Source organism: Saccharopolyspora kobensis (genome assembly GCF_900108315.1).
GTDB lineage: Bacteria > Actinomycetota > Actinomycetes > Mycobacteriales > Pseudonocardiaceae > Saccharopolyspora > Saccharopolyspora kobensis.
In genome coordinates, this window is the sequence record NZ_FNVB01000008.1 from 237,547 (window position 1) to 261,353 (window position 23,807).

The window sequence follows — 23,807 nt, forward strand, 5'->3', positions numbered from 1 at the left end:
CCGTATGGCCAGAGTGGACGGTGCCCACACTGCCCGTGACCTGCCGAAACAGGTCTACCCGACCCCACCGCCGCCACCGCCTACAGTTACGCGCGTTAATGAACACGCGGCGCGGTGACTAGGTGAAATGCTGCTCGTAGCGCCCTCACCAGGCGTTACGGGTAGCACTAGCCTATCACTGGCGTTCACTGACACCCCCCTTACCGGCCAGCTCACGCACCCCTGTACCCACACCTGCACACACACTCACAGGCCCCCGGCGACGGTCGTGCCAGGGGTGCAGGTGCGGCACCGGGGGAAGTGCCGACCCGTCGCTCGCCGCCGCCCGGAGGGTCGCCACGCAGGCGCAGTGTGGGCTCGTTGCATCGCGGCCGGTGCCCGAGCTTCTCAGGGGCACACGTTGACTGAGAGACCCTCACGCGATTCGGTAGGCGCTCACTCGTCCTGTTCGGCGAGTCCGCTCGACCTCCGGGCGGGGCTAGGTAGGATCACTGCCGGGTCGGCCGAACCCGTGCACAAGAAAGCGCCCGCACCCCGGTACTAGGCTTATCGGGGTACGGGCGCTTTTTCGTGCAGTCAGCCCTGCGGGGTGTCGAACCGGTCGGCCTTGACTCCGCTCAGGAAGTGGCCCCACGCGGTCATGTCGAACACCAACGTACCGCTAGCCCGGTCCTTGGTGTCCCGAACGCCCGCGAAACCGGGCGCCCCGCCGATCTCTACGCAATTTTCCTTTTCACTGCGCGAACTCTTTCGCCAGTTGTCGAACTGCATTTCACTCCTGACTCTCATGCTTGGCCACATAGGACTCAATGACCTCAAGCGAGTCGTCTTGATTTAAGGCGACCTCGTCGAGTATTTCGATCGCGTCAAGAAATGGTTGTACGTCCTCCTTTTCAGAGAGGAATGCGCCCGAGTGGCGCTGTTCTACATGTGCGACCGGCGAGTCTCGGATGAACTCAATCACCGAGAACCCGCCCGACATCGCCGTATGCGCACCAGCCGAGAACGGGATCACGCGAGGCGTGATGTTCGCCCGCTCTGCTGCTGACGCGAGGTGTCGCAACTGCTCGGCCATGACCGACGGGCCGCCGACGCTTCGCGCGAACGCAGCCTCGTCGAAGTACGCGATCAGCTCGACCGGGTCCGACTGAGTCAGGATGCCCTGCCGAACCTGACGCACGTTGACGTACCGCTCAATCTGGTCGGCTTGCACGCCGAGTTTGGGCAGCAATGCGCGCGTGTAGCCCCGCGTTTGCAGCAGCCCCGGAACGAGCATCGGTCGCATTGGTGATCCGCCGGGCTCGTTGCTCCGCGTCAATGAGCGCGGTGTTCTGCGTGGTCAGCTCTAGTCCAACTTCCCACCATGCAGGTTGGTCGATATCGCGAGCGAGCTTGAGAAGCCGTTCGCGATCTTCGCCTATGACGCCAACGATCGCCAGTATTGCCGAAAGGTCCGCTTCGTTAGGCGTGAATTTGGCCAACTCGCAGCGGCTCACCTTGTTTTCGGACCAACCGAGCTTTTCGCCGACTTGGCGCATCGATAGCTGCGCAGCCTTGCGGGCGGCGCGCAGTTCTTTCGCTAGCGCACGTGCGCGGGGCGTCGCGGTCGTCATGTGGCCACCTTAGAGCTAGATCAGCCGCAGCCAGTGCACGGCCCGCGAGGGCTCGTCACCTGATCGTACCAATGGTGGCGTCTTGCGAGCCTCACACATGCTTTGAGAGTCTCTCACTGGTTGTAAGAGCAACACCCAACGTAGCCCCTGAGCCACAGGCCGTAAGCGGCGGGGAGGGCGGCGACACCGAGGGGAGCACTCATGTCCGATCCGAATCTGCTCGCTTGGCTCGCCGTACTGGGGCCGCTCGCGCTGGTCGCCGTCGCCTGCGCGGCCGGCTCAATCGCCCCGCGGCGGCACGGGTCGGTCGCTGAACACCTGTCCGACTGGTGGGTGATCGCTCGCGGCCTCGCCAACGGACGACGGAACCGGCTGCACAAGGCTGTGCACCGAGGCGGTGCTCGCCGTGGCTGAAGTAGCGATGTGGTTGTTCCTGCTGTTGTGCCTCGTCGCGATGTGGGCGCCGACCGTGATCGACCTCGTTGAAGAGTTCGCCGACCTTTCCCCTGCGCACGAGCAGCAGCAGCGCGGCGCAGCGCGCAGCGCGCACCGTGCGGTCCGGGCGCGTGGCGATCGCGCCCGACACCCCGAGTTCGCACGGGTGCGCGGGACCTCGTCGGGCGCCTTCCCCCGTCGCGCTCGGCGAGACATGCCAGCAGCGGGCACGTGTCGTGTTCCCGTGCCCGCTGCTGGTCACCAATCCGGCGGGCGGCACCGGCTGCGGAGGCGACCGGCATGACGCAGATGGTGATGCTCGCCCGGAACCGCAACGCTGAGAACCTCGCGCAGTCCGAGGTGCACGCCTACCCGTTGGACTTCCACAGCCCGCCGCCGACGGTCCTGATCGCCCCGTGCGGGCATCGGCTCGCGGCGACGGACGCCGAACAGGTCAACAGCTTCTTTGGGATGCCGTGCGTGGCGTGCTTGCTGGTGGCGTTCGGCCGTGCCGACCGTGCCGCCGACGCAGCCGAGCCTGCGCCCGACCTGCCCGACGAGCTCGCGGCGAAGCTGCTTCCCGTCCGTTCCCCACAGCGGGAGCCCCCAGCAACCGAGTCCGGCCGCGCGTACTCCTACGGCGTCGCGATGATCGGCGACGAGGCTTCGCACCTGGTCGAGCCGGATGCGATCCGCAGCACGCTCGACGGTTGCAGCGTGGCTCAAACGCTGTGCTGTCACCTCGCGTGGGGTCCGCTGAGCGATCCCGTCGGTGGTTTCCCGGTCTGCGGCGAGTGCTTCGAAATTGCTCTCGGCATCTCTGAGAAGAAACTTCGAACTCTGCTCATTCGGAAAGGAATCATTTAGTGCCGCGTTTGATCTCGGGCGAGACTCGTGACCGCGTAGTTCGCTTGTACGACAACGGAAAAGGCCCGTCGATCCGGGAGCTAGCCCGCAAGTTCCACGTGTCCTACTCGACGATGCGCACCGCTCTTGTTGAGGCGGGCGTGACGATGCGCCCCTCTGGGAGCCAGAGCAAAACGGCTAGCTGATGCCGAGCCCGTTACCGCGACCGGAACCGCCAACCGACCTCGTACTGCAGTGGCGAACGTTCGAGCCGCCGGGCGGCTGGGTGCCCGCCGAACCAGCTCAGCGACCACGAGAAACGCGACCGCACGGAGGGAAATCGCAGTGATAACAGGGAAACATCGTCGCGGGTTCGTCGGCGCCGGGGTCAAGGTGACATGGTCGGGCGATCTGTTCGAGGAACCCCGCCGCGAATGGTTCACCCCCGTCGTACCCGCTGAGCCCAGCCCGGCCACGCCGTCACTGGCGGACGAGAAAGCGCTCGACGCCGAACGCCGCGCCGCGAGCGCGGTCGCGTTCACCCGCACCGCGAGATCCCGCGAGGCTCTTTGCGCTGCTCTCGATGGCTTGTCCCGAATCTGAGGAAAGGCCCGCGGTGGAGACACGATAGGGAGGAACAGCGTGCACGAACTGATCGCATCCCCGTTTCTTGATCACCACCTGCTGTTGCGGCCGGGCAGACAGCAGGGGCTCAAGATTCCGACGAGCAAGTACCGGGAACTGCAACAGACCCGCGTCGACCAGCCGTGCCCCTCGTGGCTGGTCGACGCAGCCCACCGGGCGTGGGCGCTTGACCTGAACGAGCGCCGGACAGGCGAGGCGGTGCTCGTCCGGCAGCCCTCGCTCTACGGCTACGCCCGCGCGTCCTACGAGTTGAACCTCGGGTGCAACTACGATTGCCCGTTCTGCTATCTCGGCCGAAAGCGGTTCGAGGGGCTCGGATGGCGGGACCGGGCGCGGCTGCTCCGCATCATGCGTGACGCCGGGGTCTTGTGGCTGCAGCTCACCGGCGGCGAACCGCTGATCGACCCGCTGTTCCTTGAGGTCTACGCCTTGGCCTACGAGCTCGGGATGATGCTCACGATCAGCACGAACGGCTCGCGCCTGCACAACGCGACGATTCTCGACCTGCTCACGCGCTACCGGCCCTACCGGGTCGTCGTGAGCATCTACGGCGCCACGGAAGCCACCTACGACCGCGTGACGCAGCGCCGCGGAACCTTCAAGCTGTTCCGACGCGGCCTCGCCGCTGCCCGCGAAGCGGGTTTGCCGTTGCGGTTCAACGTGATCGTGGTCGAGCAGAACAAGCACGAGGAAGCCGAAATGCGGGCGCTCGCCGACGAATTCGGCGACGACCACCACGTCTACAGCAACATCTCACCGACGATCCACAGCGGGCCGGAGAGCCTGACGTCGCAGTCGACCGAGCACCTGCGCGCCCGCACACCCTTCACCGGGTGCAACGCCGGAGTGACCCACTTCCACGCCGACCCGTTCGGCCGGGCGTCGATCTGCAAGGTCGGCCGAGACGAACAGGTCGACCTGATCGCCGAGGGAATCGAGGGGCTCTCACAGCTCCCGCCGATTGCGGACAAGTTGATGCTTCGCACCGGCGGGTGTTCGGGGTGTGCCCTGCAGGGCTCGTGTGGGGTCTGCAGGCCGCTCGCGAAGCGCTACCAAGAGGCAAATGCGCCCTTGGCTAGCTACTGCCAGCACGGAAGGAGGTGAACCAAATGCCCGCTGTCCTGGTGACGCTCGAACCGCCGTCAAAGGAGCCGGAAGAGATCGAGTTCGTCGCGGACCTGGACGTGCTTTCCGAGTCGAACAGGTGCTCGTGCACCTCAAGTGATGACAACCCGTACTGATCAACAACGCCGCCACCCGAACGGGTCTGCGCACCGCGCCGTGTGCAGGCCCGTTCGGTCATCTCGTTAGCCTCTCCGCCGACGGGCAACCACGGAAGCAAGGGAACAGAACGCATGGCGCTAGCTCGCGTCGACTGGCATGAGCTGTCCTCGCACGTTCGCGAGGTCATCGAATCGCGGACCGGCCCTGTCCGGTCGGCGCGGACGGTGTCGGCCGGGAAGCATTCGGCGGTCGCGCTGCTGCTGGACACCGCCGACGGACGGGTGTTCGTCAAGGGACTCCGTACCGATCACGCAGGCATCATGACGCAAGCGCGCGAAGCGGTCATCGCGCCGTTCGTGGGGGCAGTGTCGCCGCGCCTGCTGTGGTGGGTCGAGGCCGACGGGTGGGATCTGCTCGGCTTCGAGTACGTCGAGGGGCGGCACGCCGACTACCGGCCCGGTTCACCTGATCTTCCGGCCGTCGTCGAGGTGATGCAGCGGCTCATCAGCATCCCGTGCCCGGATCTGCCGGAGATCAAGCGGCCCGAGAAGCGGTGGCGCAAGTACGTCGACGACCCGGCCGAGCTTGAGGTGCTCACCGGCTCGACGCTGCTGCACACCGACTACAACCCGGCAAACGTGCTGATCGACAGCTCGGGAACGGCGCACCTGATCGACTGGGCGTGGCCCACACGAGGCGCGGCGTTCATCGACCCGTGCGTGCTGGTGTACCGGCTGATCGCCGACGGGCACACGCCCGCCACCGCCGAGGGGTGGGTGCGCGACACCCCGGCGTGGGCAACCGCGTCGGCCGAGGCGATCGACGTCTTCGCCCGCGCCAACGCCCGCGTGTGGGATGAGCTCGCCGCCGAGGCGCCCGAGGACCGGTGGAAACAGAAGATGTCCGAGGTCACCCGCGAGTGGGCAGAGAGCCGCCGGGGCACCGCGCGAGCGTCGAGATAGCGGTTCCGCAGGCGCGTACCGGCGGGTGTCGGGGGTGGCGGGCATGATCGGCGCTCGTCACTGTCGGCCCGTTCGAGGGGGCGCCGTTGGCATCCGCAGTGGAACAGCTCGGCCAGGCGATCGCGACCGCGGTGAGCAAGATCGAGGCGGCGGCCGGTGCGCTCACCGAGGCGATCGATCGGTGTGAAGAGGGAAACGGGCACCTCGCGACGGCGCTGCAGGGCGCCACTGACGACGAGGTGCTCGCCGCCGCGCAAGTTCAGCAGACCGTGCCGCAGGAACTCGCAGCTGTGCGTCAACAGGTGCAGGCGATCGCGACACAACTCGGCGCCTACCGGGAACGAAACGGGATTCCCTCGGGCGCCCCGCCGGGCACCACGGCGGCCCCCGCTTCGCCCGCGACCAGCTCGGCGCCGTCCAGCTCGCAGCCGTCGGCCCCGGCACGCTCGGAGCTACCGCGCCCGCCTCGCGCTGGCAAGACGCACGGCCGGTGGATCAACAGCAACGGCGACGCGGTGATGCTGGAAAGCGGCAAGGGCGGCGAGTACTACAAGGCCGCCCGGCAGCGCGCCGTCGAACTCGGATTGACCTACGGCCGACCGAACGCCGAGGCCGCCATTTCCCGGCACGTCGAGGTGCAGTTCGCGATGCGGATGAACGACCAGAACATCACCGACGCCGAGATCGAGATCAACCGCCGGGTGTGTGGCACGACGCCGGGCAGGGATGATGACCTACCGGATACCTGCGACAAGTGGCTTGAGCGGTTCCTGCCGCCGGGAAGCACACTGAGGGTCAAGGACGGGAGCAGCCCGAACGGGAGGCTCTACCGAGGCAAGGAAGGGGACCGATGACCATCGACGCCCGTTGGGCCGTGTTCACCGAAGATGGTGCGGAACGCGGGGCGAACCTGCTCGTGAAGGACCGCGACCAGGTGCGCGAGCTGGTCAAGCTGCTCGCAGACGAGGCCGCCGACGTGGCGCGGTTGATCCACCGCGACCGGCCGCTGTGGGACACCGAACGCGGGTTCTTCGATCACGACGTCTACGCCACCGTCCGCGACGGGTTCGGTTACCTCTCCTACCAGGACGCCAACCGAGACAAGGCGTATCCCGAGGGCGACCCCGCCTCGGAAGGCTGCGAGTTCGACGACGATGACTTTCCGCCCGGTTCGGGCCTGCCGGTCGAGCGGTTCGTCGAGGTGCTCGTCGAGTTCCTCACCAGCGCTGACCGGCCCGCCTCGGTGACGTGGCGCGACGAGACCGCGGGCGAGTAGCCCGCTCGGCGGCGGTCACGTTCCGCGCTGGCCGGCGCGAGCACAACGTGACGAGCTACAGGTCGACGACCTGCCCGTGAACATGACGAAACGCCCCCGCCCGCGTCCGGCTGCAGGCACACAACCGGGAGTGCAGGCGGGGGCGTTTCGGTGCCCGGCGGTAGCGAACCGGGCCATTCAGGGGGCTATTCGCCGGGCCGGGCCGGTGGCGCGGCGGGCACGAGCGGGGTGCCGTCGGTGGCGCGGGGCCGGGCGAGGCTGGTGACCTTCCGGCGCGTCCACCAGGTCAACGCGACCGAGGCCAGCACGCCCACGACGGACACGATCGAGGCGAGGGTCGCGTCGTCGAGGGCGAGCCACCCGGCGCCGACGAGGGCGACGAGGATGACGCGCACCGCTTCGGCGATCGCGGCCGGTTCGGTCTGCGTCGGCGGGCCCGCCGGTTGGGCTCGGTGTGCAGGTTCGCTCACGACGCCCCCTCGGTGTGCATCTCGTCGCGGACTTCACCGATGGCGACCGCCCCGGCATCGGCATCGGCCAGATCGGCGGGCGTGAACCCGCGCACCTCGACGGCGACGGTGTTCTGCTGCAGCGCGGTCGCGACGGCGTTGCCCACTTCGGTCCTGATGGTCTCGACGTCGAGGTCGCGGTCGGTGGCCAGGAGTTCGGCGAGCTTGTTCGCCGTCGCGTCGAGCGCGGCGAGGCGCTGCTCGACCGCGGCGAGTTTGGCCTCGTTGCGGAACCCGACGGCGTTGCCGTCCATGAGGCCGTCGATCGGCCACACGTCGTGATCCACACCCGGCGGTCGGCGGGCGGGCTGCCAGGTGTTGAACATCTCCATGAGCATGGCGACGACGGTTCGGGGTCCGAGGGCGGTCGGCCATCCCTGAATCTGTCCCTGCGGCCCGCGGGGGCCGACCAATTCGTTCTGAATGCTGAACAACGCGGCGCGTTCATCGGGTAGCAAATCGACCTCCTGTGCTGCGAACGTGGGCGACCCGCCGCCGAGTAGCGCGGCGAGTTCGTCTCTGGAACCTCGGAATGCGTTGCAGTCCACGGGCGAACGACCGGCTACGCGGCCCTCGTCGCTGTACTGCAGGACCGCCACCCGCTGCCCGCCGTAGCCGCCCCACAGCCCGTCAAGCCACCTGCGGTTGCGGGCGTAGACGTCGGCGGGAGCCCCGGCCCGGCTGTTCGGATAGCGGCTGTACCAAAGGGGCGGGAGCGCGGACAGCGACGGGCGACCGATCTCGCGCCAGTACCACTCGGGCAGGTACAGCAACGGAGTTCGCCACCCGGCCGCGTTGAGCCGGTGCGTGATATCGCGGGCGAGCGCGGCATTCCCACCGCCGGCCTCGACGTCGAGGATCACCCCGACCTCGCGGGGCACCGTGCGCATGATGTGCTCGGCCTGCGCTGCGGCGCCGATGCCGCCCTCTTGGTAGTGGTAGACCGCGTGCAGCAACCCGGCGGCGCGCGCCTGGTCGAGGTGGCGGCGAAACTGCGGATCGACGCGCGTGCCCTGACTGGCCTTGATGATCACAAAGTCGATGCCCTCGCGCTTGGCGCGGTGCAAGTCGATTCCGGCCTGATACCGGGAAATGTCGATACCCCAAAGGATCGGGATCACCTTCTCTCTCAGCCGGTTTTCCGGCGGCGGCGCAGGGTCAGCTCGTCGGGCAGCTCGGGCACGTGCAGTTCATGCGCGCCCATCGCGGCGCGAAGCTCGTAGATGTGGGCGAGTGCGATCTCGAACCGGTCGCGGAGGTCGGCGAGCTCGGCCTCGACCTGGCCGACGTCGGCCGAGACAAGGTCGGTGCGCACCTTCTGCCGGTTGATCAGGTAGCCGGTGATCACGGTCGCGAGCCCGGTGATCCCGGCGAAGATGGAGCCGATTAGCGCCGGGTCCATGTCGAACCCCCTCGCGGGTAGGCGTTCGCGAGCAGCAGCGCGTGAATCGCGATCGAGGTCGCCAGGCCCGCGCCGACCACGCCGTAGACGTTGCCGAGCACGAACGCGGTAGCCCACAACGCCGCGGCGTAGAACGACATGCAGCCCGCGGCGGCGATGTGGGCGCCTCGCTGCCAGCGGCCGACCACGAGCGTGGCCGCGACGAACACCGCGGTAGCGCCGAACAGACCCGGCAGCAGGGGGCCGAGGCGGTCGAGGTACCCGACGACCCCGAGGCCGAGCCGGGGCGGCGCGACCGTGTAGTAGACGGCGGCCGAGGCGAGCGCGATGAGGATGCCGATCGACGCGATGCGCCGGAAAGCGGCCGGGGACATGGTTCTACGCGCTCGGGTTGACGTAGTAGTCGGTCAACGGGACCAGGCCCGCGAGGTCGCGGCGGGCGGGGTCGTGGCGCCACGTGGCGCCGTCATCGGAACAGATCACGACCTGCTCGCCCACGGCATAGGTCAGTGAGGCCCCGCCGATGATGATGAGCAGGGTGTCGGTTCCTGCCTGCATCACGGTCGCCTTGATCCCGTGCGCGGTAAACAGTGCTTGGATCTCGGTGAGGTTCTGCCCCGACCAACCGACCGAGGCCCATTGCGTGGGGGCCTCGACGAACTTCGGGTAGGTCGCCGCGAGGCTGCTGAGGTTGGTTGCCACATCGGTCACGAGCGCCTCATTTCGGGTTGGAAAAGAAGAACCGCCGACCCGTTGGCGCTGGTCGACGGCTGCGGTGTTCCTGAATGGATGTTCACGAGATCAGGGGCCAAGCCAAGTCGCGGTGAGCACGTTGCCCTGCGCGCGGTGGATCGTGACCGAACCGCCGACCGTCCAGCACGCGACGTAGACGCTCACCGTGCCTCCGACGGCGAGGGTGATCTCGTGCCCGGCAGGTTGCGCATCCATCGACGGGGCGCCGATCTGCCCGTACTTCACACCGCTCGCCCACGTCGACGCCGAGCCCTTGCCGAGCCACAGCGCCCGCTGCGCGGTGTTGCTGCCCTGGTACTGCACCGCGGCCGAGAACCGCCACCGCCCGGCGACGTTCGCGGTGAAGGTTCCCGCCGACATGGAGCAGCCGACCGGGGTTTCGACCTGCACACCAATGTCGGTGACCTTGACCCCGAGGTTTCCCGGCGACCCGGCGCTCGGGGCGCTGATCACGGTGCCTGCGATGTTGCCCCCGGCATCGGTCCACTGCCCCCGGTAGGCCGCGGCCTGCGTGGGCGGGTTCGCGGGAACCCACACGGTGCCGTTGAACACGAGCACCTGCCCGGCCGTGGCGCTCGCGGTTGCCACGTCGTCGAGCTCGTCGAGGGTGGTCGCCCCGCCGCCGGACCCACCGCCGGTGAGGTCGTTGCCCGGTGCCCACGTGGTTCCGGTCCACTTAAGAACCTGCCCGGCAACCGGCGTGGTGGTGCTGGTGTCGACGTCGGTGAGCGCGTCGATCGGCAGCGCGTGCGTGTGGCTGGTGGCCGCTTTCCCGTCGAGGGCAGTCTGCAGGTTGACGACCTGCGCGATCGGGTGGGTGTGCGCGGGTGGCGCCGCCTCAAGCGCATCGATCCGCGAGTCGTGCGCGGACAGGGTCGAGGTGTGGGTGTCGAGCGTGGCCTGCTGCTGGCCGGTCTGCTGCGCTGTCGCGTTGCACTGGTCGATCAGCGCGTTCTGCTCCGATGCGTACGCAATCCGGTCGGCGTTGCTCGGGGCGTGCGGAATCGTCACGTGATCAACTCCAGGTAAAGGTGCTGTCCCACTTGCCCGAGTCCCACATGCCGGGGCCGGGCGGTTCGATGACCTCGACGGCGTAGCGGTCGCGGATGCCGTCGGCGTCGTCGCGGCGGGTGATGCCGTAGACCTGCCCGCGGATGCGGGAGCCGAACCCGCCCTCGTCGCGCAGCTGCACGCAGTCGAGCAGTTGCACGCGCGGGTCGCCGGGCACCTCAATTTCGTCGGCGACGGGAATCGGTCGGCCGATCCGGTCGACGAGCTGCGCGAGCATCGCGCGGGTCTGCCATTCGTCCTGCAGCCACGGCGAGTCGTTGAGCTCGATGACGCGCTCGCCGTAGGCGTCGACCGAGGTCTCGTCGCGGATGGTCCAGGTCTTCGGCTCGTCTTCGAGCACCAGCGTTCCGCCGATGCGAAACCGCGGCTCGTTGTTGGGGCCGATGAACCCGACGGGGTCGCCGTAGCCGTTGCTCATCCACAACCGCATGAGGTTGCGGTCGATGAGTTTCTGCTCGCTGTTCGGGCCGAGCGGCTTGTAGTCGGCCCCGGTGAAGCTCATGCAACCCAACAGCGGCGCGTGTTCCTCCCACAAGGCATCTTGCGGCAGGTACGGCAGCCGGAACGGCTCGACCGCGATCACGTGGTCGTTGACCTCGATGAACCATTCCTTGGTGGACACCCGCGGAATGTTGAACACGTCCGGCAGCAGCTCGCCGTTCGCGGCGCGGAAGTTGGGCACATCGTCTCGCCCGAGGTCGTAGACGCAGCCGGCCAGCGCCCGCCCGGTCGTGGTGGTCACGGTCCACACGTTGCGTACCGAGTCGAGGGTGACCCGGAAACCGAGGTTCGCGAGGTCGTCGAGGGTGAACGTGCGGACGTCGGCGCCTCGGCGTTCCGCGAGGTCGTCGTAGTTGAGGAACACGAACCGCCCGCGTTCATCGAACAGGGTGACCCCGTACTCGGCGGCGGCGACCTCGGTCGCCAGATCCCACGCCTCGCGACCGTTCTCGCGCAAGGTGTAAGCAATCCTGTTGCGGCCCCACGACACCCGCGCCCGGTCCTGCGGGCTGCGGTCGTAGGTGAACCGGGCGAAGGTCTGCAGGCCGTTGTACTTGGTGATGTAGACGTCGCTGAGCGCGGTCTTGTTCTGGATCGTGCACAACCCGCTCAAGGGGTCGTTGATGTCGCGTGCATCCCGACCGGACCAACGGGATTCGGCCGTCACCGTGTCATTGACCCGCGCCCGCATCGCGTAGTTCGCCGAGTTCTCGACGATCAGATCGGCCTGAACCCAATTCCAACCCGGCTGCATGAACCCAAACGGGCCGGTGGCCATGAACCCGCCTTGCTCGATCAGGCGGGCAGCGACCCCGCCGTTCGAACCCTCGACGACCAGCTGCAAGCGGTTCTTGCGAATCTGGATCTCGATCGGCGTCGAGGACTCGTCGACCCCCGGACCGGCGTAATAGATCCACCCGCCGAGGCACCACGTGCCGACCAGGCTGCCCGCCTGCTTGTTGAACTCGTCGATCCAGTACCGGTGATAAGCCCAATCGTTGCGGCCCCGCGGGACTGCGCCGAGCGCGAGGTAGCCGTGTGGGCCGGGAACAAACGCCTCGGCGCGCAGGTGCACCCCCGGATCGGGATCGAGTTCCCACTGCTCGGTGAGGTGAAAACTCTGCGCGTTGTCCAACATGCCGAACTCCGGCAGAAGCGACCCGTGCAGCGGGACGGACAGGATCGGCCCGAACGTGGCGGTGCGCGACTTGCCGTCGAGGTGCGGCCACATCTGCGGGCCTTGGGTAAAACCGCCCGCCCTCGCGGCGAGGTCGATGATGCTCGACGAGTCGATCAGCCCGCCGCGTTTGAAGCCGTTGTTCAGGTACGACGTCCACAGCGCGTAGGGCGGAAGCGAGACGGGGCCGCGCAGCCGCTCGACGTTGTCGAGACACTCGATTGTGAGGGTTCCGTCGCGGTTGGGGATCACGTTGCGCACGACCCCGGTGAACTGCGGCCACCACTCGTAGCCGTGCTCATCGGTCCACACCGCGAGTTCGTAGGTCACCGTGACGCCGAGCTGCACCTCGGACTCGAAGAACACCGAATCGCGGTTGTAGGGCACGAACTGCGCCGCCAACGGTGCGCCGAGGTAGTCGCCCGCGAGCTCGACGTCGAGCCGTGCCGGGGCGTGGCCCTCGATGAGCATGAGCTCGGCGGGGGCGTTGCTGCTGAGCGTCTGCTCACGCTCGGCGCTTTTCACCCATGCCGTGAGGTCGCTGAGCTCGTGGTCGAACTTGCCATCGTCGGCCCAATCGATGAGCAGGCGGCGGGCGAAATGCCGTTCGCGGGCGAGGATGGCGCGGGCGGCTTCCGGGGTGGAGTCGAACACCGGGTCAGACCTCCATGAGGTGTAGCTCGGGATCGAGGTAGCCAGCGCGGGGGATCGCGAGCGGCACCTCGTCGACGGCGACCGCCGGGGCCCCGCCGCCCAGCGACCAGGCCGAGGCGCTGCTGCCGGGTTCGACCTGCGCGGCGGCGAGCACGATCGTCGAGTCGGCCGAGGCGCGGTCGACCGCGGTGACCGATGGCGAGACCGCCCACACCGCAGCCGCGGCGGGAACGGTGAGGGTGAGGCGCTGCCATTGCCCGGCGACCAGGGCCAGCGCGGGCCCGGTGGTCGTCGAGGTGTAGCCGCTCGCGCCGTAGTGGTCGGCGTCGAGTCGCACGGTTTCGGTATGGCTTCCCCACACCCACACCGAGCAGGTGAGGGTTTCGCCGGGCAGCATCGGCGCCGGCCGCCCCCGGTCGAGCCGCAGCACCGAGCCCGCCGTGTAGCCGGACCACTGCAGCCCGAGGCCCGCCGGTGGGGCCTGCAGCGGCCACTGCCGGGCCGGGCCGAGCATTCCCGACGTCACCGCTACGCCGTCGAGGTCGCGGCCCCCGTAGCCCAGCGACGCAGCCGAGCGGCCGAGCCGGTTGCGGCGCCACCCGTCCAGCACGAACCGCAGCGGTCCGCGCACGTGCCGGTCGCGCAGCGCGAGCAGGTACTCGGCATCGGCCTCGGGCAGGTGAGCCCACTTGAACTCGAACTTCCCGCGTGCGCCGAGGTAGTCGACGGTCGTCGCGCCCGAGAGCGCGGTGTGCACGCCGCCCTGCCGCGGGTACTCGATCGGGATATCGACCCGCGGTGATCGCATGGTGTGCAGTGCGCCGAGCGGGCCGAGGTGCAGCGGCATCGGGTCACCTGCCTCGGCGTGCGTCGGATCGGTTGACGTCGTTGGTGAGCTGGGCGACCACGCGGCCGGAACGGCGGGCGAGGCCGAGCTCGGCCCCGGCGAGTCCCTCGCGGACGGCGCGGGTGAGTGCGGTCTGCAGCGCGGCGGCCTGGTCGGTCTGCCGGGCGGCTGCGGGCGCGGGGGCTGGGGTGGCAGCGACGGCTGCAGTCACCGCGCCGAGCCGCTTCTCGACGTCGCCCGCCCCTACGTCGATGCCGGTGACGAGCCCTTGCATGATCACGCGGCCGGTAGGCTCCAAGAGCCTGGCGTCGACGCGCATCGGGCCCTTCCAGTCCGGCAACATGTCGGTGACCCACGACAGCTTTTCTTTCAGCCATCCGATCGCCGACTCGATCCCGCGGATCAAGCCCTGAATCAGGTTTCGTCCGGTGTCGACGAGCAGATTTCCCAGTCCTGCCAAGGCATCGAGGATCATGTCCGGCAAATTGCGGACAAAGTCCACACAGGACGTCACACCAGAAACGACCGCGTCGCGCGCTGAAGTCCACGCAGACGAGACGAGGTCGACGATCCAGCGTCCGGCAGCTGAGACGCTGTCGACGATCCACTGCCAGGCTGAGGCGACCCAGCCTGAGACCGCCGACCACGCTTGCTCGGTCCACGCTACGACCGTGTCCCAGTTGGCGACGATCAGCGCGACCAGGCCGACGACGGCGGCGATCACCCAGCCGATCGGGCCCATCGCGACGAACCAGCTCGCGGCCATGATCACGGCTCGCGCCATCGCCCCGGCCGCCATGATCGCCCACTGCGCGACCACGGCCGCGGCTGCCGCCACTGTGCGGGCGATCGCCTGCGCCGTCATGAGCGCGAACTGCACACCCACCCGGACCGCCATGAGCGTGGCCTGCGCGACCGCCCCGGCCGCCATCATCACGAACCGCGCGACCGTGGTCGCCGCCATTACGGTCATGCGGGCGACCCACGTCGTCGATGCGGCGATGCCGCGGCCGAGCGCGGCGACGATCTTGTTCGTGGCGGTGCCGCTGGTAGTCGCGGCGGCGAGGAACCGGCCGCCGAGCGTACCCAGCAGCGAGAACAGCGGCGCGAACCTGGTGATCAGGACGCCGATCACCAGCGACCACGCCAAGAACCCGGTGATGAGCGACTGCACCGGCGCAGGTAGCGACGAGATCCAGCCGAGCAGCGTGCCGAGACCGCCGGCCACCATCGGCAGGATCACGACCAAGTGCCCGAGGACCTGCCCGAGCGTGTCGAACATGGCCGCGAGCTGCGCCTGCCCCTCGGCGCTGTTCACCCACGCCGCGAACTGCGCGGTGAGCTGAATCAGCGTTTCGAGTAGCGACTGCCCGCTCGGCTGCGCGGCGGCGAACACACCCTTCAACGCGACCGTGAGGTTCTTGACGAGCTGCCACAGCTGCCGCAGCACATCGAGCCCACCCTCGATCCACCCGCGCAGGCGGCCGGTGTTGCGGGCCTCCCGCACAAAGTCGGCGAACCGCTGCGCGGCGCTACCTGCGCCCTCGGTGAGCCCGGCGAACACCTCGCCGCCGACCGCGCCGACGTCGCTGAGCACCTGCGCGAGCGGCCTCGCGGTGTCGACGAGGTTGCCGACGACCGTGCGGGCCGAGGCGAACATGCTCTCGACGTCGCGCACGGTCTGCGCTTCCCGCAGCCACGCCGCAATGTCCTTGGCGCCGCGGTTGAACTCCCCAGAGATCCCGACCATCCCGGACTGTAGCACCGGGATATAGGTGCCGCCGAGAGTCCTGATCTCCCCGGCGAGCCCGGCAAAAGTGGTGTCTTGAACAGCGTGGGTGAGGCCCTCCCACGCGGGCGTGAGATCCCGAATCGCGGTCGCCGACTCCCGCGCCGCGGGCGAGAGCTCGGCGACCGCCTCGGCGAACTTCTTCGGGTCGTCCAACGACTTCATGGCTTCGCCGAACCCGGACAAGGCGACCTTGTACGTACCGAACGCCGCGGCACCTGCCGTCGCCATGCCCGGCAACAGCAGCAGCGACCCCGCCGCCGGAGCAAGCGCAGCCGACAGCCCGACCGCCCCCGAGATCAGCGACGCGAACGCCGTCGACCGGCCCAGCGATGAAAGCGCGTTCCCGAAATCCTCGATCCCGCGGCGATTTTCGACGAGATCGCCCCGGAACTTCGCGAGAGATTTCTGCGCCCGGCCGAGCCCGCCGCGGAAGTCGTCGGGGTCGAGACCGAGTTTGACCAGGATGCTTTGCAGCGTCGCCACGCGCACCCCCTGATCTCGTCGTCACCTGGCACTGCTAGGTGTGTTTGCCCTGCTCGCGGGCGCATTAGCGGTGTTTGTAGGGTCCGGTGGGCACACGTACGAAAGGGGTTTGCGTGGTGACGCAGATCAACGACCCGAATTCGACCGGCAAGTTCCGGCAGCGGCCGAGTGATGAGTCGCAGGGCATGACCCTCGGCGACCTCATCGAATTCGGGCTTGCCGCGCTCGAACGCGGCTATTCCCGCAGCGACTACGTTTCGCAGCGGCCCAAGGGAAGGACCCGGATCGGTGAGCTGTCGATCAGGCGAGCGGACCCGCCGGCCTGACGGTTACCGCTGGTCCGCGAGGTGCAGCTCGCCGCCGAGGCGGCCCTGCAGTGCCCGCGCTGCGGCGAGCATCTGCTCGGGTGACTGCGGTTCGCGTGGTGGTTTGTCCCAGCGCGGCAGGAAGTCCGCGGGTTTGCGCTCGCGGCTGTTCTTGCCGCGGTTGGCGTTGTAGATCGCGCTGCACACCATCGCGGCGTGCACGTCGCCGCGTAGCCCGCCGAGCGGGCCCTCGATTCGCTCGAACGCTTGCCACTCGGCGAGCTCTCGCGAGGTGGTGCGGTCGAGCAGCTCGCCGACGGTCATGCCGAGGTGCCCGGCCAACCGGTGCGCGAAGCGCCGGAACGGCCGGGCTCTCATTCCCCCGCGAGTTCCTCCACATCGGAGTCCGACAGGCCCGACAGTCGCATCGCGGCCGAGGCGATCACGTCCAGCGCCGCGGCGGACTTCCCGGCGAGGGCATCGACGTCGGCCTCGGTGAACATCGGGGCCCCGTTCTCGTCGATCACCGAGGCGGCGACCAGCCTCGCCCGGAAGTTCGCGAGGCCCCGCGTGGCGTCGGCCTTGCCGTTCTTGCCGATCATGCTTGCTTCGAGGCGGTCGCGTTCGCGTCCGGTGAGGCTGCGCACCCGGACGGTGCCGCCCCACTGGGGCACCGGGACGTCTTCGACGTTCGAATCGTCGGCGGCGAGGATCGCCTCGCGGCTCAAGGGCTGGGCCATCACGCACCACCCGCCGCCGGTGCGCCGGTCTTGGCGGTCGGCTTCCCGGCGACCTGCCATTTCGACTCGGCTGCGAGCTTGTCCTCGACTGGGCCCGAGGGCGAGAAGCCCGTCATGAGGGCCTTGAAATCCCAATGCGCGATGTCGTGCGGCCACCGTAGCCGCACGTTGATCGGGTCGTCGCTGTCGAACTGCGCGAGCAACGTGTCGTGTTCGCGTGGGTCGTAGTTGAGCTCAAGGCTCACTTCGCCGCCGTCCTTGAGCCCGCCAAGGTATTCCTTCCACCCGTCGGGGCTGTCGTGTGCGGTGACGTCGATCGTCTCGCGCTCGATCTCGGGCCCGCCGATGTTGGTGACGTTGGCAATCGGCGTGTAGGTGGTGCCGCCGGATTCGGCGATTTCGAACACCACCCCGTAGCCATTCACTCCGGCCACTTAGGACACCTCCGGTGTTGTCGGTTCGCCCTCGGTGAGTCGGGCGGTGAACCTGCCGATCCCGTGCCGCAGCTCGGGGTCGGGGTCGCGCTGAAATGCGTTCGAGTCGTGCACGATCGACACGTCGCGGAACCCGTCAACCTCGGGCCGGGCGCGGTGCAGCGTGGTCTGCACGGCGTCGAGGCAGCGGGCGGTTTCGCGGTAGCCGCGGTAGCGGCTCCACACGTGCACGGTGATCGTGACCAGGGCGCCGAGCTCGCGGTGCGCGTCGTCGCGCAGCTCGTCGAACTCGCCGAGCACCACGTAGGGCAGCGCGGCCCCCTCGGGCACCTCGTCGTAGACCGCGCACCCGACGCTCGCTGTCGGCCCGTCCGGGTCGGCGAGTAGGTCGTAGACCGCGCGCTGCAGGGGCTCGACGGCGCTCACGGCAGCCTCGCGTCGAGCGCGGTGCGCACGTACGGGCGGATGTTGGAATGCGCCGCGGCGGCCGGGTGCAGGAACGGCTGCGCGGCCTGCCTGCTCGTGCCGTTCTCGACGAACACCCCGTAGTACGGCCCGGTGTGGGTGCCCACGGTCGCGGTCATGGCCTTGCGCTGCACGCGGATGGTGATGCCCTTGCGCAGCTCACCGGTAAGGACTGGCACCCGTCGGCGGGCCTCGTCGCGGACGTCCTTGCCCCACGCCTTGAGAGTGTCGGCAGCGATCTCGGTCGCCTGCACCCGCAGCGCGGCGAGCTGCTTCGCGAGGCGCCGGTCGCCGCGCACACTCACGGTTGTCGATGCCACGCGGGCACCCCCTACCTTGAATTGGAATCTGCTTCTGACTGCCGCTCCGCGTTGACGGCAGAAACCGGCCCTTCTCCTTGACTCAACTTCGCTTTGACAACAGCGGTCTTTTTGGCTTTTACGCGAGGCGGAAAAACAACTTCGAACAAGCGAAGCAAGATGGCAGTTGGCCAACTGTAAGTAATTCCAAGAGCCAAGCGAAAATCGCGCTCCCTCCGGACCCATCGCCTGCGTCCTCGAATTAACCGCAAAGCCTTCCTAGATCGGTAGGGAACAAGTTCAGCCGAATATGTATCGCGGAGCCAACAAACTCCAGCATGATCGATGTATTTAACCCAGTACCGCATGAAATCTACTGGAAAGAGTTTGTCTTTTCCGAGCAGAATAAGATCAAGGTAGGCGTGCGAATCGCTGTCAAGAGACATGAAAATAATGTCGCCGGAGGGTGCCATTAAGACACTTTCGCTAAAGGAAAACGCCCTGAACTCTCCCTCTGGAAAAAGCCTTCCGTCCTTCGGTGAAGCGTGTAGGCGAGCTTCACGCTCTGTCATGGCTCGCGAGACAACAGAAGGTCGAATTATCGGATACTCGGACTTGTTGTGAACCTTGATTTGAGCCGATGGGGTGGTTACCTTGCAAGATCCATCGGGTTTAACAAGATAATTGTACTGAATTTCCTGCCAGCAAATTACCTTCGATGCCTCGGCGCGTTCCTTTGCGCGACGATCCCTAAGTATGACATGGAGCGCAAGGAGTACGGATAAGCTAGCAAAGAGCGCTGAAGTCGTCTGCGGTATGACAGTCCATAGGTTTGGCTCCTGATTCATCCTCACGACCTATCCGCGTTTACAGTCTGATCTAACTGAAAGTGAAAACGTAGATAGGATACGGATCAAGCAATCCCCACGTGGCCGTGGTGCCGAACATCGCGCTGCAACTGATTGCGTTCTCCTACCCCTCGTGCTGCACGCTGCGACAGGCGGCGCGCAGATAGACCGGTTCGGACGGTTCGACGACCGACTCGACGTCGAGCACCAGGTCGTCGACGAGCAGCCGGTCGCCCCGTGCGACGTCGGCACCGGGCTGGGCGTAGATGTGATGCGAGATCACGGCGCCGGACTGCTGGGCGGTCTCCCGCTCGGCCGCCGACGGCTGCGAGCAGCGCACCGGAATCCGGCCGACCTCGACCCACACCCGCACCCACCCGCCGGAACCATCCGGTGTGGACGTGGCCCGCTGCACGATCGCGGTGCGGTTGAACAACTCGACGGGCACCTCGTTGACGTCGGTCACGGCCGCAGCCCTCGCAGCAGGCGCCGCTCGTAGTCGGTGAGCTCAAGGTGCCCGGTGCGACCGGCGCCGGTCGTCGACGACCAGGATCGGGCGTAGTCGCCGATCGAGAGGCTCGTCGTGGCCTGCGGGTTGACGAACACGCGCGCGGCGACCTGCACACACACCGCCCGCAGCACCGGCGGGGGTTCGGGGTGGCCGTGGTCGTAGGTGACCACGACCGACCGCGCCGCAGCCGGCCATGCCCCGCCGAGGCGGGTGAGGGTGCCCGCGTGGGACCACTCGTAGTCGTCGCCCTCGACGAGCTGCTGCCCGTATTCGGCGACGCTGGTGACCGCGGTGACCGGCAGCTCGGGCAGCAGCAGCACCCGGCCCTCGCCGGGCCCGCACACGTAGGTGTCGCCGGTGACGTGGTCGAGCTGCTGCCCGAGCTCGGCGCGGATCGCCTGCCCGGCCAGGTTGAGCACCAGGTTCGCCGCGTCGGTGTCGATGGTGGTGCGACGCAGGAAGCGCCGCAGATCCTCGGCGGTCGCGAACATCGTCGGCCCTTCCTGCGTCACGGGGCCTACTTGGACTTGCGCGACCGCGATACCCCGCGGTGCGGGGCCTCGGTCGTCGCGGTGCGCGGCTGCTCGGCCTCGGGCCGCGTGCTGGTGTCGCTGCCGAGCGGTTCGGCGTGCCCGGCGGCGATCCAGTTGCGGGCGAGGGTGTCGTCGACGTCGACGACCTGCCCGGAGGTGTAGCGGTGGCCGCGGCCGTCGGCGATCGCTGAGTCGGCGGTGATGCGGATGCGGGTGGTCATGGCGATCACGCACCGCCCGCCGCGGCGGTCTTGAGGATGCGCACCCGATCCGGGCGCACGACGTCGCCGCCGACGCGGAACCGGACCTTGAACCCGATCATCCCGTCTTCGGCGTACAGCTCTTCGAGCCGCTTGAGGGTCATGCCTTGGCGGTCGTAGATGCGGTAGGCCGAGGCGTAGTCGCCGAACGCGGCGATCGAGGCCCCCGCGGCGATCGCGGCAATGTCGTCCTGGTTGTGGACGGCGTAGCCGAGGAACGTGTTCGGGCGGCCCGCGATCACGCTCGGCTGCCACAGGTATTGGCCGTTCCCGTCCTTGACCTGTGAAATCGCGAGCTCGGTCGCGCTGGCCATGAGGAACGCGCCATTGCGGCGGGCCTGCGCGGGAACGGCGTAGATCAGCCTGCGCAGGTCGTCGAGCAGCGCGCCCGGCGCGTTGGCGTCGGTGCCGTTGTAGGTGCTGCCGGTGCCGGTGATCGTGGGGACTTCGCCGCCCGAGCTGAACAGTCCAACGGGCTGGTTGCTCGCGTGTCCGGCCCCGACCGCAAACCCGGTGTCTTCGGCCTCGGCGATCGCTCGGCTGAACGAGTCGCGCACGAACGCCTCAAGGTTGACGTCGGTGTCGTCGAGCTCGTCCTCGCCGATCTTCGCCAAGCCGTAGAGATCCTCAATGTAGGTCCACTCTTCGCGCGGCGTGCTGGGCATCGAGTCGGTGAGGGTCTGCTCGCCGGTTTCCAGCGAGCCCCACCCGACGGCGACCTCGTCCAGCGACCGGCGGCGAACCCGGTTCGACGTCGTGGGCCTGGTCGACGCGAGCCCGCGCATCACTGTCAGTTCCGGCAGCGACCGGTAGATCTCGGTTTCGAGATCCTCGGGCACCAGGATCTCGCCCGCCGCGTTCTCGACGAGCGCTCGCTGCTCGGGCGCCATTTCGCCCCGGCCGCGCCGCACGAACTGCAGGAACGCCGCCCGGCGCTGCTGGGACTGGTCGCCCTGTCCGTCGTCGGGGCGCGGCGCGGCGCGGTCGCCGTGCAGCGGTCGAGCCTGCTCGGCCTCCCGCTGTTCGAGCGCCTCGGCGCGGTCGATGCGCTCGGTCAGCTCCCGGAACTCGGCTTCGCCGCGGTCGTAGCTCTCCCGCTCGGTGGCGTCGAGGTTGCGGTTCTCGGCCTCGGCGGTCTCGGTGATGGCCCGCATCTGCTCGACGATCCGGGCGCGCTCCTGCCGGAGCTCCACGCTCGTGGGCATGGTGTCGGTCCCTTCTGCGTTGGGGTTCCCGGATCGACCGGGGTGCTTGAAACGGAACATAGTTACGACGCGAACTGTGTATGCTGCGCCGATGTGATAGAAGATCGAAAATCACGGTCGTCGTCGCGCAGGAAACGCAGCAACGGGCCTTTTAGAAGATTATGGATTCGAACAATTGCGAAGCTTCCCGACCTACGTCCATATACCGAACGAGGCTTCAATTCCGACGAGGCCATCCTCATATTCGAAGCGATCAGATTCAGTAATGGTCGACGGTTTTGGGTTAAATTCTTGATCGTATTTCCGTATGTTATGCTCTTTCAAGATTGGTCGCCGCTAGGGCAGCCTCAAATCAAAATATTTGCACTGCCGGGCCTTTTTGTTCTCGTTATTATCGTGACTGCTCTCACTGATGGATCGAAAGCCGAAGCTCCCCGACGTTTGATTCGCACTTTGGCAAATACAATTCACCTGCTGTCCACCTCTCCCATTGGTGAACAGAGAGAACCGCTTGACCTCAAAGGCAAGTCCAAGGATTTACGTCGCCTGCGGAAGGATCAGCGACGCTTGCGTGGCTTCGCGGCGAGGATCGCTGAAGAGCGGGCCATTATTCGCGGCCGTAGCCGACGTAGAGTCTTGCCGGAAGATTCCGATTGTGCACGCATAGTCCGCTGGGCTGCGGATCAGCCTTGGAATTGCCGCCGGTCAGCAGAGTCGCTAGAAGCTGCCACGCAACAACTCAAAAACGCCATTCGTGAGCCCTACGGTACGCCTTTCCGGCTGCATGTCAGAAGCGACGTTCCACCGCTGCCAGGTAGGACTAGTGGAGCATGGTGGCGCCTAACCGCCAGATTTCTGGCAGCTCCGCTCTTCGTGACAGTTGCAGGCGCCTGCGCAACTGCATTGTTGCGTTTTGTAGTCAAGTAGGTTCTAGTTGGCGTGTTGCGAAATTGTGTCCTTTGCGACCGCCGGTAGGTGGCCCGCGCCGGGCTGGAAGCCAGCGGGTAGATACAGCACCTCAATTTTCAAGATCGAGGAAGGGGGTTGTTTCCGGTAATTGGCAAACAGCACAGAAGGAGAGCGAGCTTCGGTGATATTGCACGAGTTGCAAAGCAAGCCGCGAATTGTTCCGCTCGCGTGGTCGTGATCCCGAACGAGGCGACCCCGTTTCGGCACTTCGCCGCATACGGCGCACCGATCGTTGTGCCACCGCTCCAACGTCGCGTAGGAGGCACGCTGCTCCGGTAGAACGTGCGAGTCCGATGTTGGGGTGAGTGCCGCCTCGGCTCGAAGTTGATCGAGCGTCACCGGGTCGGCGGGCCAGGACCAGCATGCTGGCTGCAGCATGGTCGCTTCCGGGGCCAGATCGGGGAGGGACGGCTTACATGACCGGCACAACTTCGCCTTAACTGCCTGAACTCCATAGCGAGCAATTCGGGTCTGGACTTCGTGGACACTGAGCCACTGCGCACCGCCCGAAGCTTCGTGTATGAGCTCTTCGAAGACACGGCCCATGTTCCCTCCGCAGTGGTCAAAGAGCATGGCGAACTCGTGCAAGCTCTCGGGAAACCGTGGCGGGGTCGGTCGCCCTGGATGATGGCACTCCCGTACATGGATCTTCCCGTTGGTGAGGATGTACGGGTATCCCGCCGGATCGAACTGCGCTTGCTGACTATTCCACTGTTGAACAGCCTCTTCGTGCCGTGCACGTGCGTCGTCGTAGTGCTCCGATGCACGGTCACATTCACCGCAGCACCCGCTGTCCCACAACGTCGCCTGGCGAAGCTTGTTCCGCACAGTGTTCGCGTCGACATCTCCCTCGGCGATGCGTTCCAACATCCACAGCACAGTCGGAACATCGATCGACCAGTGCTCGGTGGGACCGCCCGAGAGGCACGTTAGTACCGACTCTTCGAAACGATGCCCGTTGAACTCCATTGGGCGTCGAATATTGCGACCACGCATGAGGCTCCTTGCATTCGTCGGGCGGTTCCCAGCCACGGCGGATCATAGGAAG

The 23,807-nt window shown here is 67.2% G+C and carries 32 protein-coding genes; 10 read left to right on the plus strand and 22 right to left on the minus strand.

Annotated features, from left to right (window positions below):
* Positions 1–576: 576 nt before the first annotated feature.
* Genes C4T78_RS26285 through C4T78_RS26295 form a run of 3 tightly spaced genes read right to left on the minus strand, consistent with a single transcriptional unit; the run spans position 577 to position 1,613 of the window.
* Positions 577–771, minus strand: coding sequence for a DUF397 domain-containing protein (locus C4T78_RS26285; protein WP_093354337.1), 195 nt, complete (start codon positions 769–771; stop codon positions 577–579).
* A gap of 1 nt (position 772) precedes the next feature.
* Positions 773–1,231, minus strand: a complete 459-nt coding sequence (locus C4T78_RS26290; protein WP_143185897.1) for a DUF5753 domain-containing protein — start codon at positions 1,229–1,231, stop codon at positions 773–775.
* The gene (locus tag C4T78_RS26295; protein WP_093354342.1) at positions 1,194–1,613 is read right to left on the minus strand and encodes a helix-turn-helix domain-containing protein; all 420 of its coding nucleotides are present in this window, start codon (positions 1,611–1,613) and stop codon (positions 1,194–1,196) included. The genes C4T78_RS26290 and C4T78_RS26295 overlap by 38 nt, the downstream gene beginning before the upstream one ends.
* Before the next feature lie 201 nt (positions 1,614–1,814).
* Here C4T78_RS26295 and C4T78_RS26300 point away from each other — a divergent pair, with 201 nt between their 5' ends.
* The 8 genes from C4T78_RS26300 (at position 1,815) to C4T78_RS26330 (ending at position 7,001) form a co-directional block, all read left to right on the plus strand.
* Positions 1,815–2,027 carry a hypothetical protein gene (locus C4T78_RS26300; protein WP_093354345.1) on the plus strand — a complete coding sequence of 71 codons (213 nt, stop codon included), beginning with the start codon at positions 1,815–1,817 and terminating at the stop codon, positions 2,025–2,027.
* Between the two features lie 321 nt (positions 2,028–2,348).
* The gene (locus tag C4T78_RS26305; protein ID WP_093354347.1) at positions 2,349–2,915 is read left to right on the plus strand and encodes a hypothetical protein; all 567 of its coding nucleotides are present in this window, start codon (positions 2,349–2,351) and stop codon (positions 2,913–2,915) included.
* The gene (locus tag C4T78_RS37445; protein WP_093354349.1) at positions 2,915–3,100 is read left to right on the plus strand and encodes a helix-turn-helix domain-containing protein; all 186 of its coding nucleotides are present in this window, start codon (positions 2,915–2,917) and stop codon (positions 3,098–3,100) included. Before C4T78_RS26305 ends, C4T78_RS37445 begins: the two co-directional genes overlap by 1 nt.
* A 436-nt stretch (positions 3,101–3,536) precedes the next feature.
* Complete coding sequence (locus C4T78_RS26315; protein ID WP_093354352.1) at positions 3,537–4,643, plus strand: radical SAM protein; 1,107 nt, start codon at positions 3,537–3,539, stop codon at positions 4,641–4,643.
* 5 nt (positions 4,644–4,648) lie between these two features.
* Positions 4,649–4,780: a hypothetical protein gene (locus C4T78_RS37140; protein ID WP_258958360.1), complete on the plus strand. Its 132-nt coding sequence runs from the start codon at positions 4,649–4,651 to the stop codon at positions 4,778–4,780.
* 114 nt (positions 4,781–4,894) lie between these two features.
* Positions 4,895–5,725, plus strand: coding sequence for a protein kinase family protein (locus C4T78_RS26320; protein WP_235863627.1), 831 nt, complete (start codon positions 4,895–4,897; stop codon positions 5,723–5,725).
* An 86-nt stretch (positions 5,726–5,811) separates the two neighbouring features.
* Positions 5,812–6,579, plus strand: coding sequence for a DddA-like double-stranded DNA deaminase toxin (locus C4T78_RS26325; protein ID WP_093354354.1), 768 nt, complete (start codon positions 5,812–5,814; stop codon positions 6,577–6,579).
* Positions 6,576–7,001, plus strand: coding sequence for an Imm1 family immunity protein (locus C4T78_RS26330; RefSeq protein ID WP_093354357.1), 426 nt, complete (start codon positions 6,576–6,578; stop codon positions 6,999–7,001). The genes C4T78_RS26325 and C4T78_RS26330 overlap by 4 nt, the downstream gene beginning before the upstream one ends.
* Before the next feature lie 185 nt (positions 7,002–7,186).
* Here C4T78_RS26330 and C4T78_RS26335 read toward each other — a convergent pair whose 3' ends face one another.
* The 7 genes from C4T78_RS26335 to C4T78_RS36540 form a co-directional block, all read right to left on the minus strand.
* Positions 7,187–7,471 (minus strand): hypothetical protein, encoded by a 285-nt coding sequence (locus C4T78_RS26335; RefSeq protein ID WP_093354361.1) that lies wholly within the window; start codon positions 7,469–7,471, stop codon positions 7,187–7,189.
* Positions 7,468–8,631 (minus strand): glycoside hydrolase family 25 protein, encoded by a 1,164-nt coding sequence (locus tag C4T78_RS26340; protein WP_177247645.1) that lies wholly within the window; start codon positions 8,629–8,631, stop codon positions 7,468–7,470. Before C4T78_RS26340 ends, C4T78_RS26335 begins: the two co-directional genes overlap by 4 nt.
* Positions 8,632–8,639: 8 nt before the next feature.
* Positions 8,640–8,912, minus strand: coding sequence for a hypothetical protein (locus C4T78_RS26345; protein ID WP_093354366.1), 273 nt, complete (start codon positions 8,910–8,912; stop codon positions 8,640–8,642).
* A complete protein-coding gene (locus tag C4T78_RS26350) occupies positions 8,897–9,286 on the minus strand; it encodes a hypothetical protein (RefSeq protein WP_093354367.1) in 390 nt (129 codons plus the stop codon). The genes C4T78_RS26345 and C4T78_RS26350 overlap by 16 nt, the downstream gene beginning before the upstream one ends.
* A gap of 4 nt (positions 9,287–9,290) precedes the next feature.
* Positions 9,291–9,623 carry a hypothetical protein gene (locus C4T78_RS26355; protein ID WP_093354369.1) on the minus strand — a complete coding sequence of 111 codons (333 nt, stop codon included), beginning with the start codon at positions 9,621–9,623 and terminating at the stop codon, positions 9,291–9,293.
* A 90-nt stretch (positions 9,624–9,713) separates the two neighbouring features.
* Entirely contained in the window at positions 9,714–10,676 is a 963-nt protein-coding gene (locus C4T78_RS26360; RefSeq protein ID WP_177247646.1) for a phage tail fiber repeat family protein, read from the minus strand.
* Positions 10,677–10,680: 4 nt separating this feature from the next.
* Positions 10,681–12,675 carry a hypothetical protein gene (locus C4T78_RS36540; RefSeq protein WP_177247647.1) on the minus strand — a complete coding sequence of 665 codons (1,995 nt, stop codon included), beginning with the start codon at positions 12,673–12,675 and terminating at the stop codon, positions 10,681–10,683.
* A 33-nt stretch (positions 12,676–12,708) separates the two neighbouring features.
* On the opposite strand from C4T78_RS36540, the gene C4T78_RS36165 reads away from it, so the two are divergent.
* The gene (locus tag C4T78_RS36165) at positions 12,709–13,086 is read left to right on the plus strand and encodes a hypothetical protein (protein WP_146075836.1); all 378 of its coding nucleotides are present in this window, start codon (positions 12,709–12,711) and stop codon (positions 13,084–13,086) included.
* Here the strand turns inward: C4T78_RS36165 and C4T78_RS26365 are convergent.
* Both C4T78_RS26365 and C4T78_RS26370 read right to left on the minus strand, forming a co-directional pair.
* Complete coding sequence (locus C4T78_RS26365) at positions 13,073–13,915, minus strand: hypothetical protein (protein WP_093354374.1); 843 nt, start codon at positions 13,913–13,915, stop codon at positions 13,073–13,075. The genes C4T78_RS36165 and C4T78_RS26365 overlap by 14 nt on opposite strands.
* 4 nt (positions 13,916–13,919) lie before the next feature.
* Positions 13,920–16,190, minus strand: coding sequence for a phage tail protein (locus C4T78_RS26370; RefSeq protein WP_143185899.1), 2,271 nt, complete (start codon positions 16,188–16,190; stop codon positions 13,920–13,922).
* 113 nt (positions 16,191–16,303) lie between these two features.
* On the opposite strand from C4T78_RS26370, the gene C4T78_RS26375 reads away from it, so the two are divergent.
* Positions 16,304–16,516: a hypothetical protein gene (locus tag C4T78_RS26375; RefSeq protein WP_093354379.1), complete on the plus strand. Its 213-nt coding sequence runs from the start codon at positions 16,304–16,306 to the stop codon at positions 16,514–16,516.
* A gap of 3 nt (positions 16,517–16,519) precedes the next feature.
* Here C4T78_RS26375 and C4T78_RS26380 read toward each other — a convergent pair whose 3' ends face one another.
* The 10 genes from C4T78_RS26380 to C4T78_RS26425 all read right to left on the minus strand — a co-directional run bounded on the left by C4T78_RS26380 (position 16,520) and on the right by C4T78_RS26425 (position 23,755).
* The gene (locus tag C4T78_RS26380; RefSeq protein WP_093354382.1) at positions 16,520–16,873 is read right to left on the minus strand and encodes a phage tail assembly protein T; all 354 of its coding nucleotides are present in this window, start codon (positions 16,871–16,873) and stop codon (positions 16,520–16,522) included.
* On the minus strand, positions 16,870–17,235 hold the full coding sequence (locus tag C4T78_RS26385; RefSeq protein WP_093354384.1) for a phage tail assembly chaperone: 366 nt from the start codon (positions 17,233–17,235) through the stop codon (positions 16,870–16,872). Before C4T78_RS26385 ends, C4T78_RS26380 begins: the two co-directional genes overlap by 4 nt.
* Positions 17,235–17,669, minus strand: a complete 435-nt coding sequence (locus C4T78_RS26390) for a phage tail tube protein (protein ID WP_093354387.1) — start codon at positions 17,667–17,669, stop codon at positions 17,235–17,237. The genes C4T78_RS26385 and C4T78_RS26390 overlap by 1 nt, the downstream gene beginning before the upstream one ends.
* The gene (locus tag C4T78_RS26395) at positions 17,670–18,095 is read right to left on the minus strand and encodes a DUF3168 domain-containing protein (RefSeq protein ID WP_093354390.1); all 426 of its coding nucleotides are present in this window, start codon (positions 18,093–18,095) and stop codon (positions 17,670–17,672) included. It abuts the gene before it with no gap.
* Positions 18,092–18,454 carry an HK97-gp10 family putative phage morphogenesis protein gene (locus C4T78_RS36545; protein WP_177247648.1) on the minus strand — a complete coding sequence of 121 codons (363 nt, stop codon included), beginning with the start codon at positions 18,452–18,454 and terminating at the stop codon, positions 18,092–18,094. Before C4T78_RS36545 ends, C4T78_RS26395 begins: the two co-directional genes overlap by 4 nt.
* A 951-nt stretch (positions 18,455–19,405) precedes the next feature.
* Positions 19,406–19,747, minus strand: coding sequence for a phage head completion protein (locus tag C4T78_RS26405; protein ID WP_218161624.1), 342 nt, complete (start codon positions 19,745–19,747; stop codon positions 19,406–19,408).
* Complete coding sequence (locus tag C4T78_RS26410) at positions 19,744–20,304, minus strand: hypothetical protein (protein ID WP_143185901.1); 561 nt, start codon at positions 20,302–20,304, stop codon at positions 19,744–19,746. The genes C4T78_RS26405 and C4T78_RS26410 overlap by 4 nt, the downstream gene beginning before the upstream one ends.
* 5 nt (positions 20,305–20,309) lie before the next feature.
* A complete protein-coding gene (locus C4T78_RS26415; protein ID WP_143185903.1) occupies positions 20,310–20,546 on the minus strand; it encodes a hypothetical protein in 237 nt (78 codons plus the stop codon).
* A 5-nt stretch (positions 20,547–20,551) separates the two neighbouring features.
* Positions 20,552–21,790 carry a phage major capsid protein gene (locus tag C4T78_RS26420; protein WP_093354400.1) on the minus strand — a complete coding sequence of 413 codons (1,239 nt, stop codon included), beginning with the start codon at positions 21,788–21,790 and terminating at the stop codon, positions 20,552–20,554.
* A gap of 930 nt (positions 21,791–22,720) precedes the next feature.
* Entirely contained in the window at positions 22,721–23,755 is a 1,035-nt protein-coding gene (locus tag C4T78_RS26425; RefSeq protein ID WP_093354402.1) for an endonuclease domain-containing protein, read from the minus strand.
* Positions 23,756–23,807: the final 52 nt, after the last annotated feature.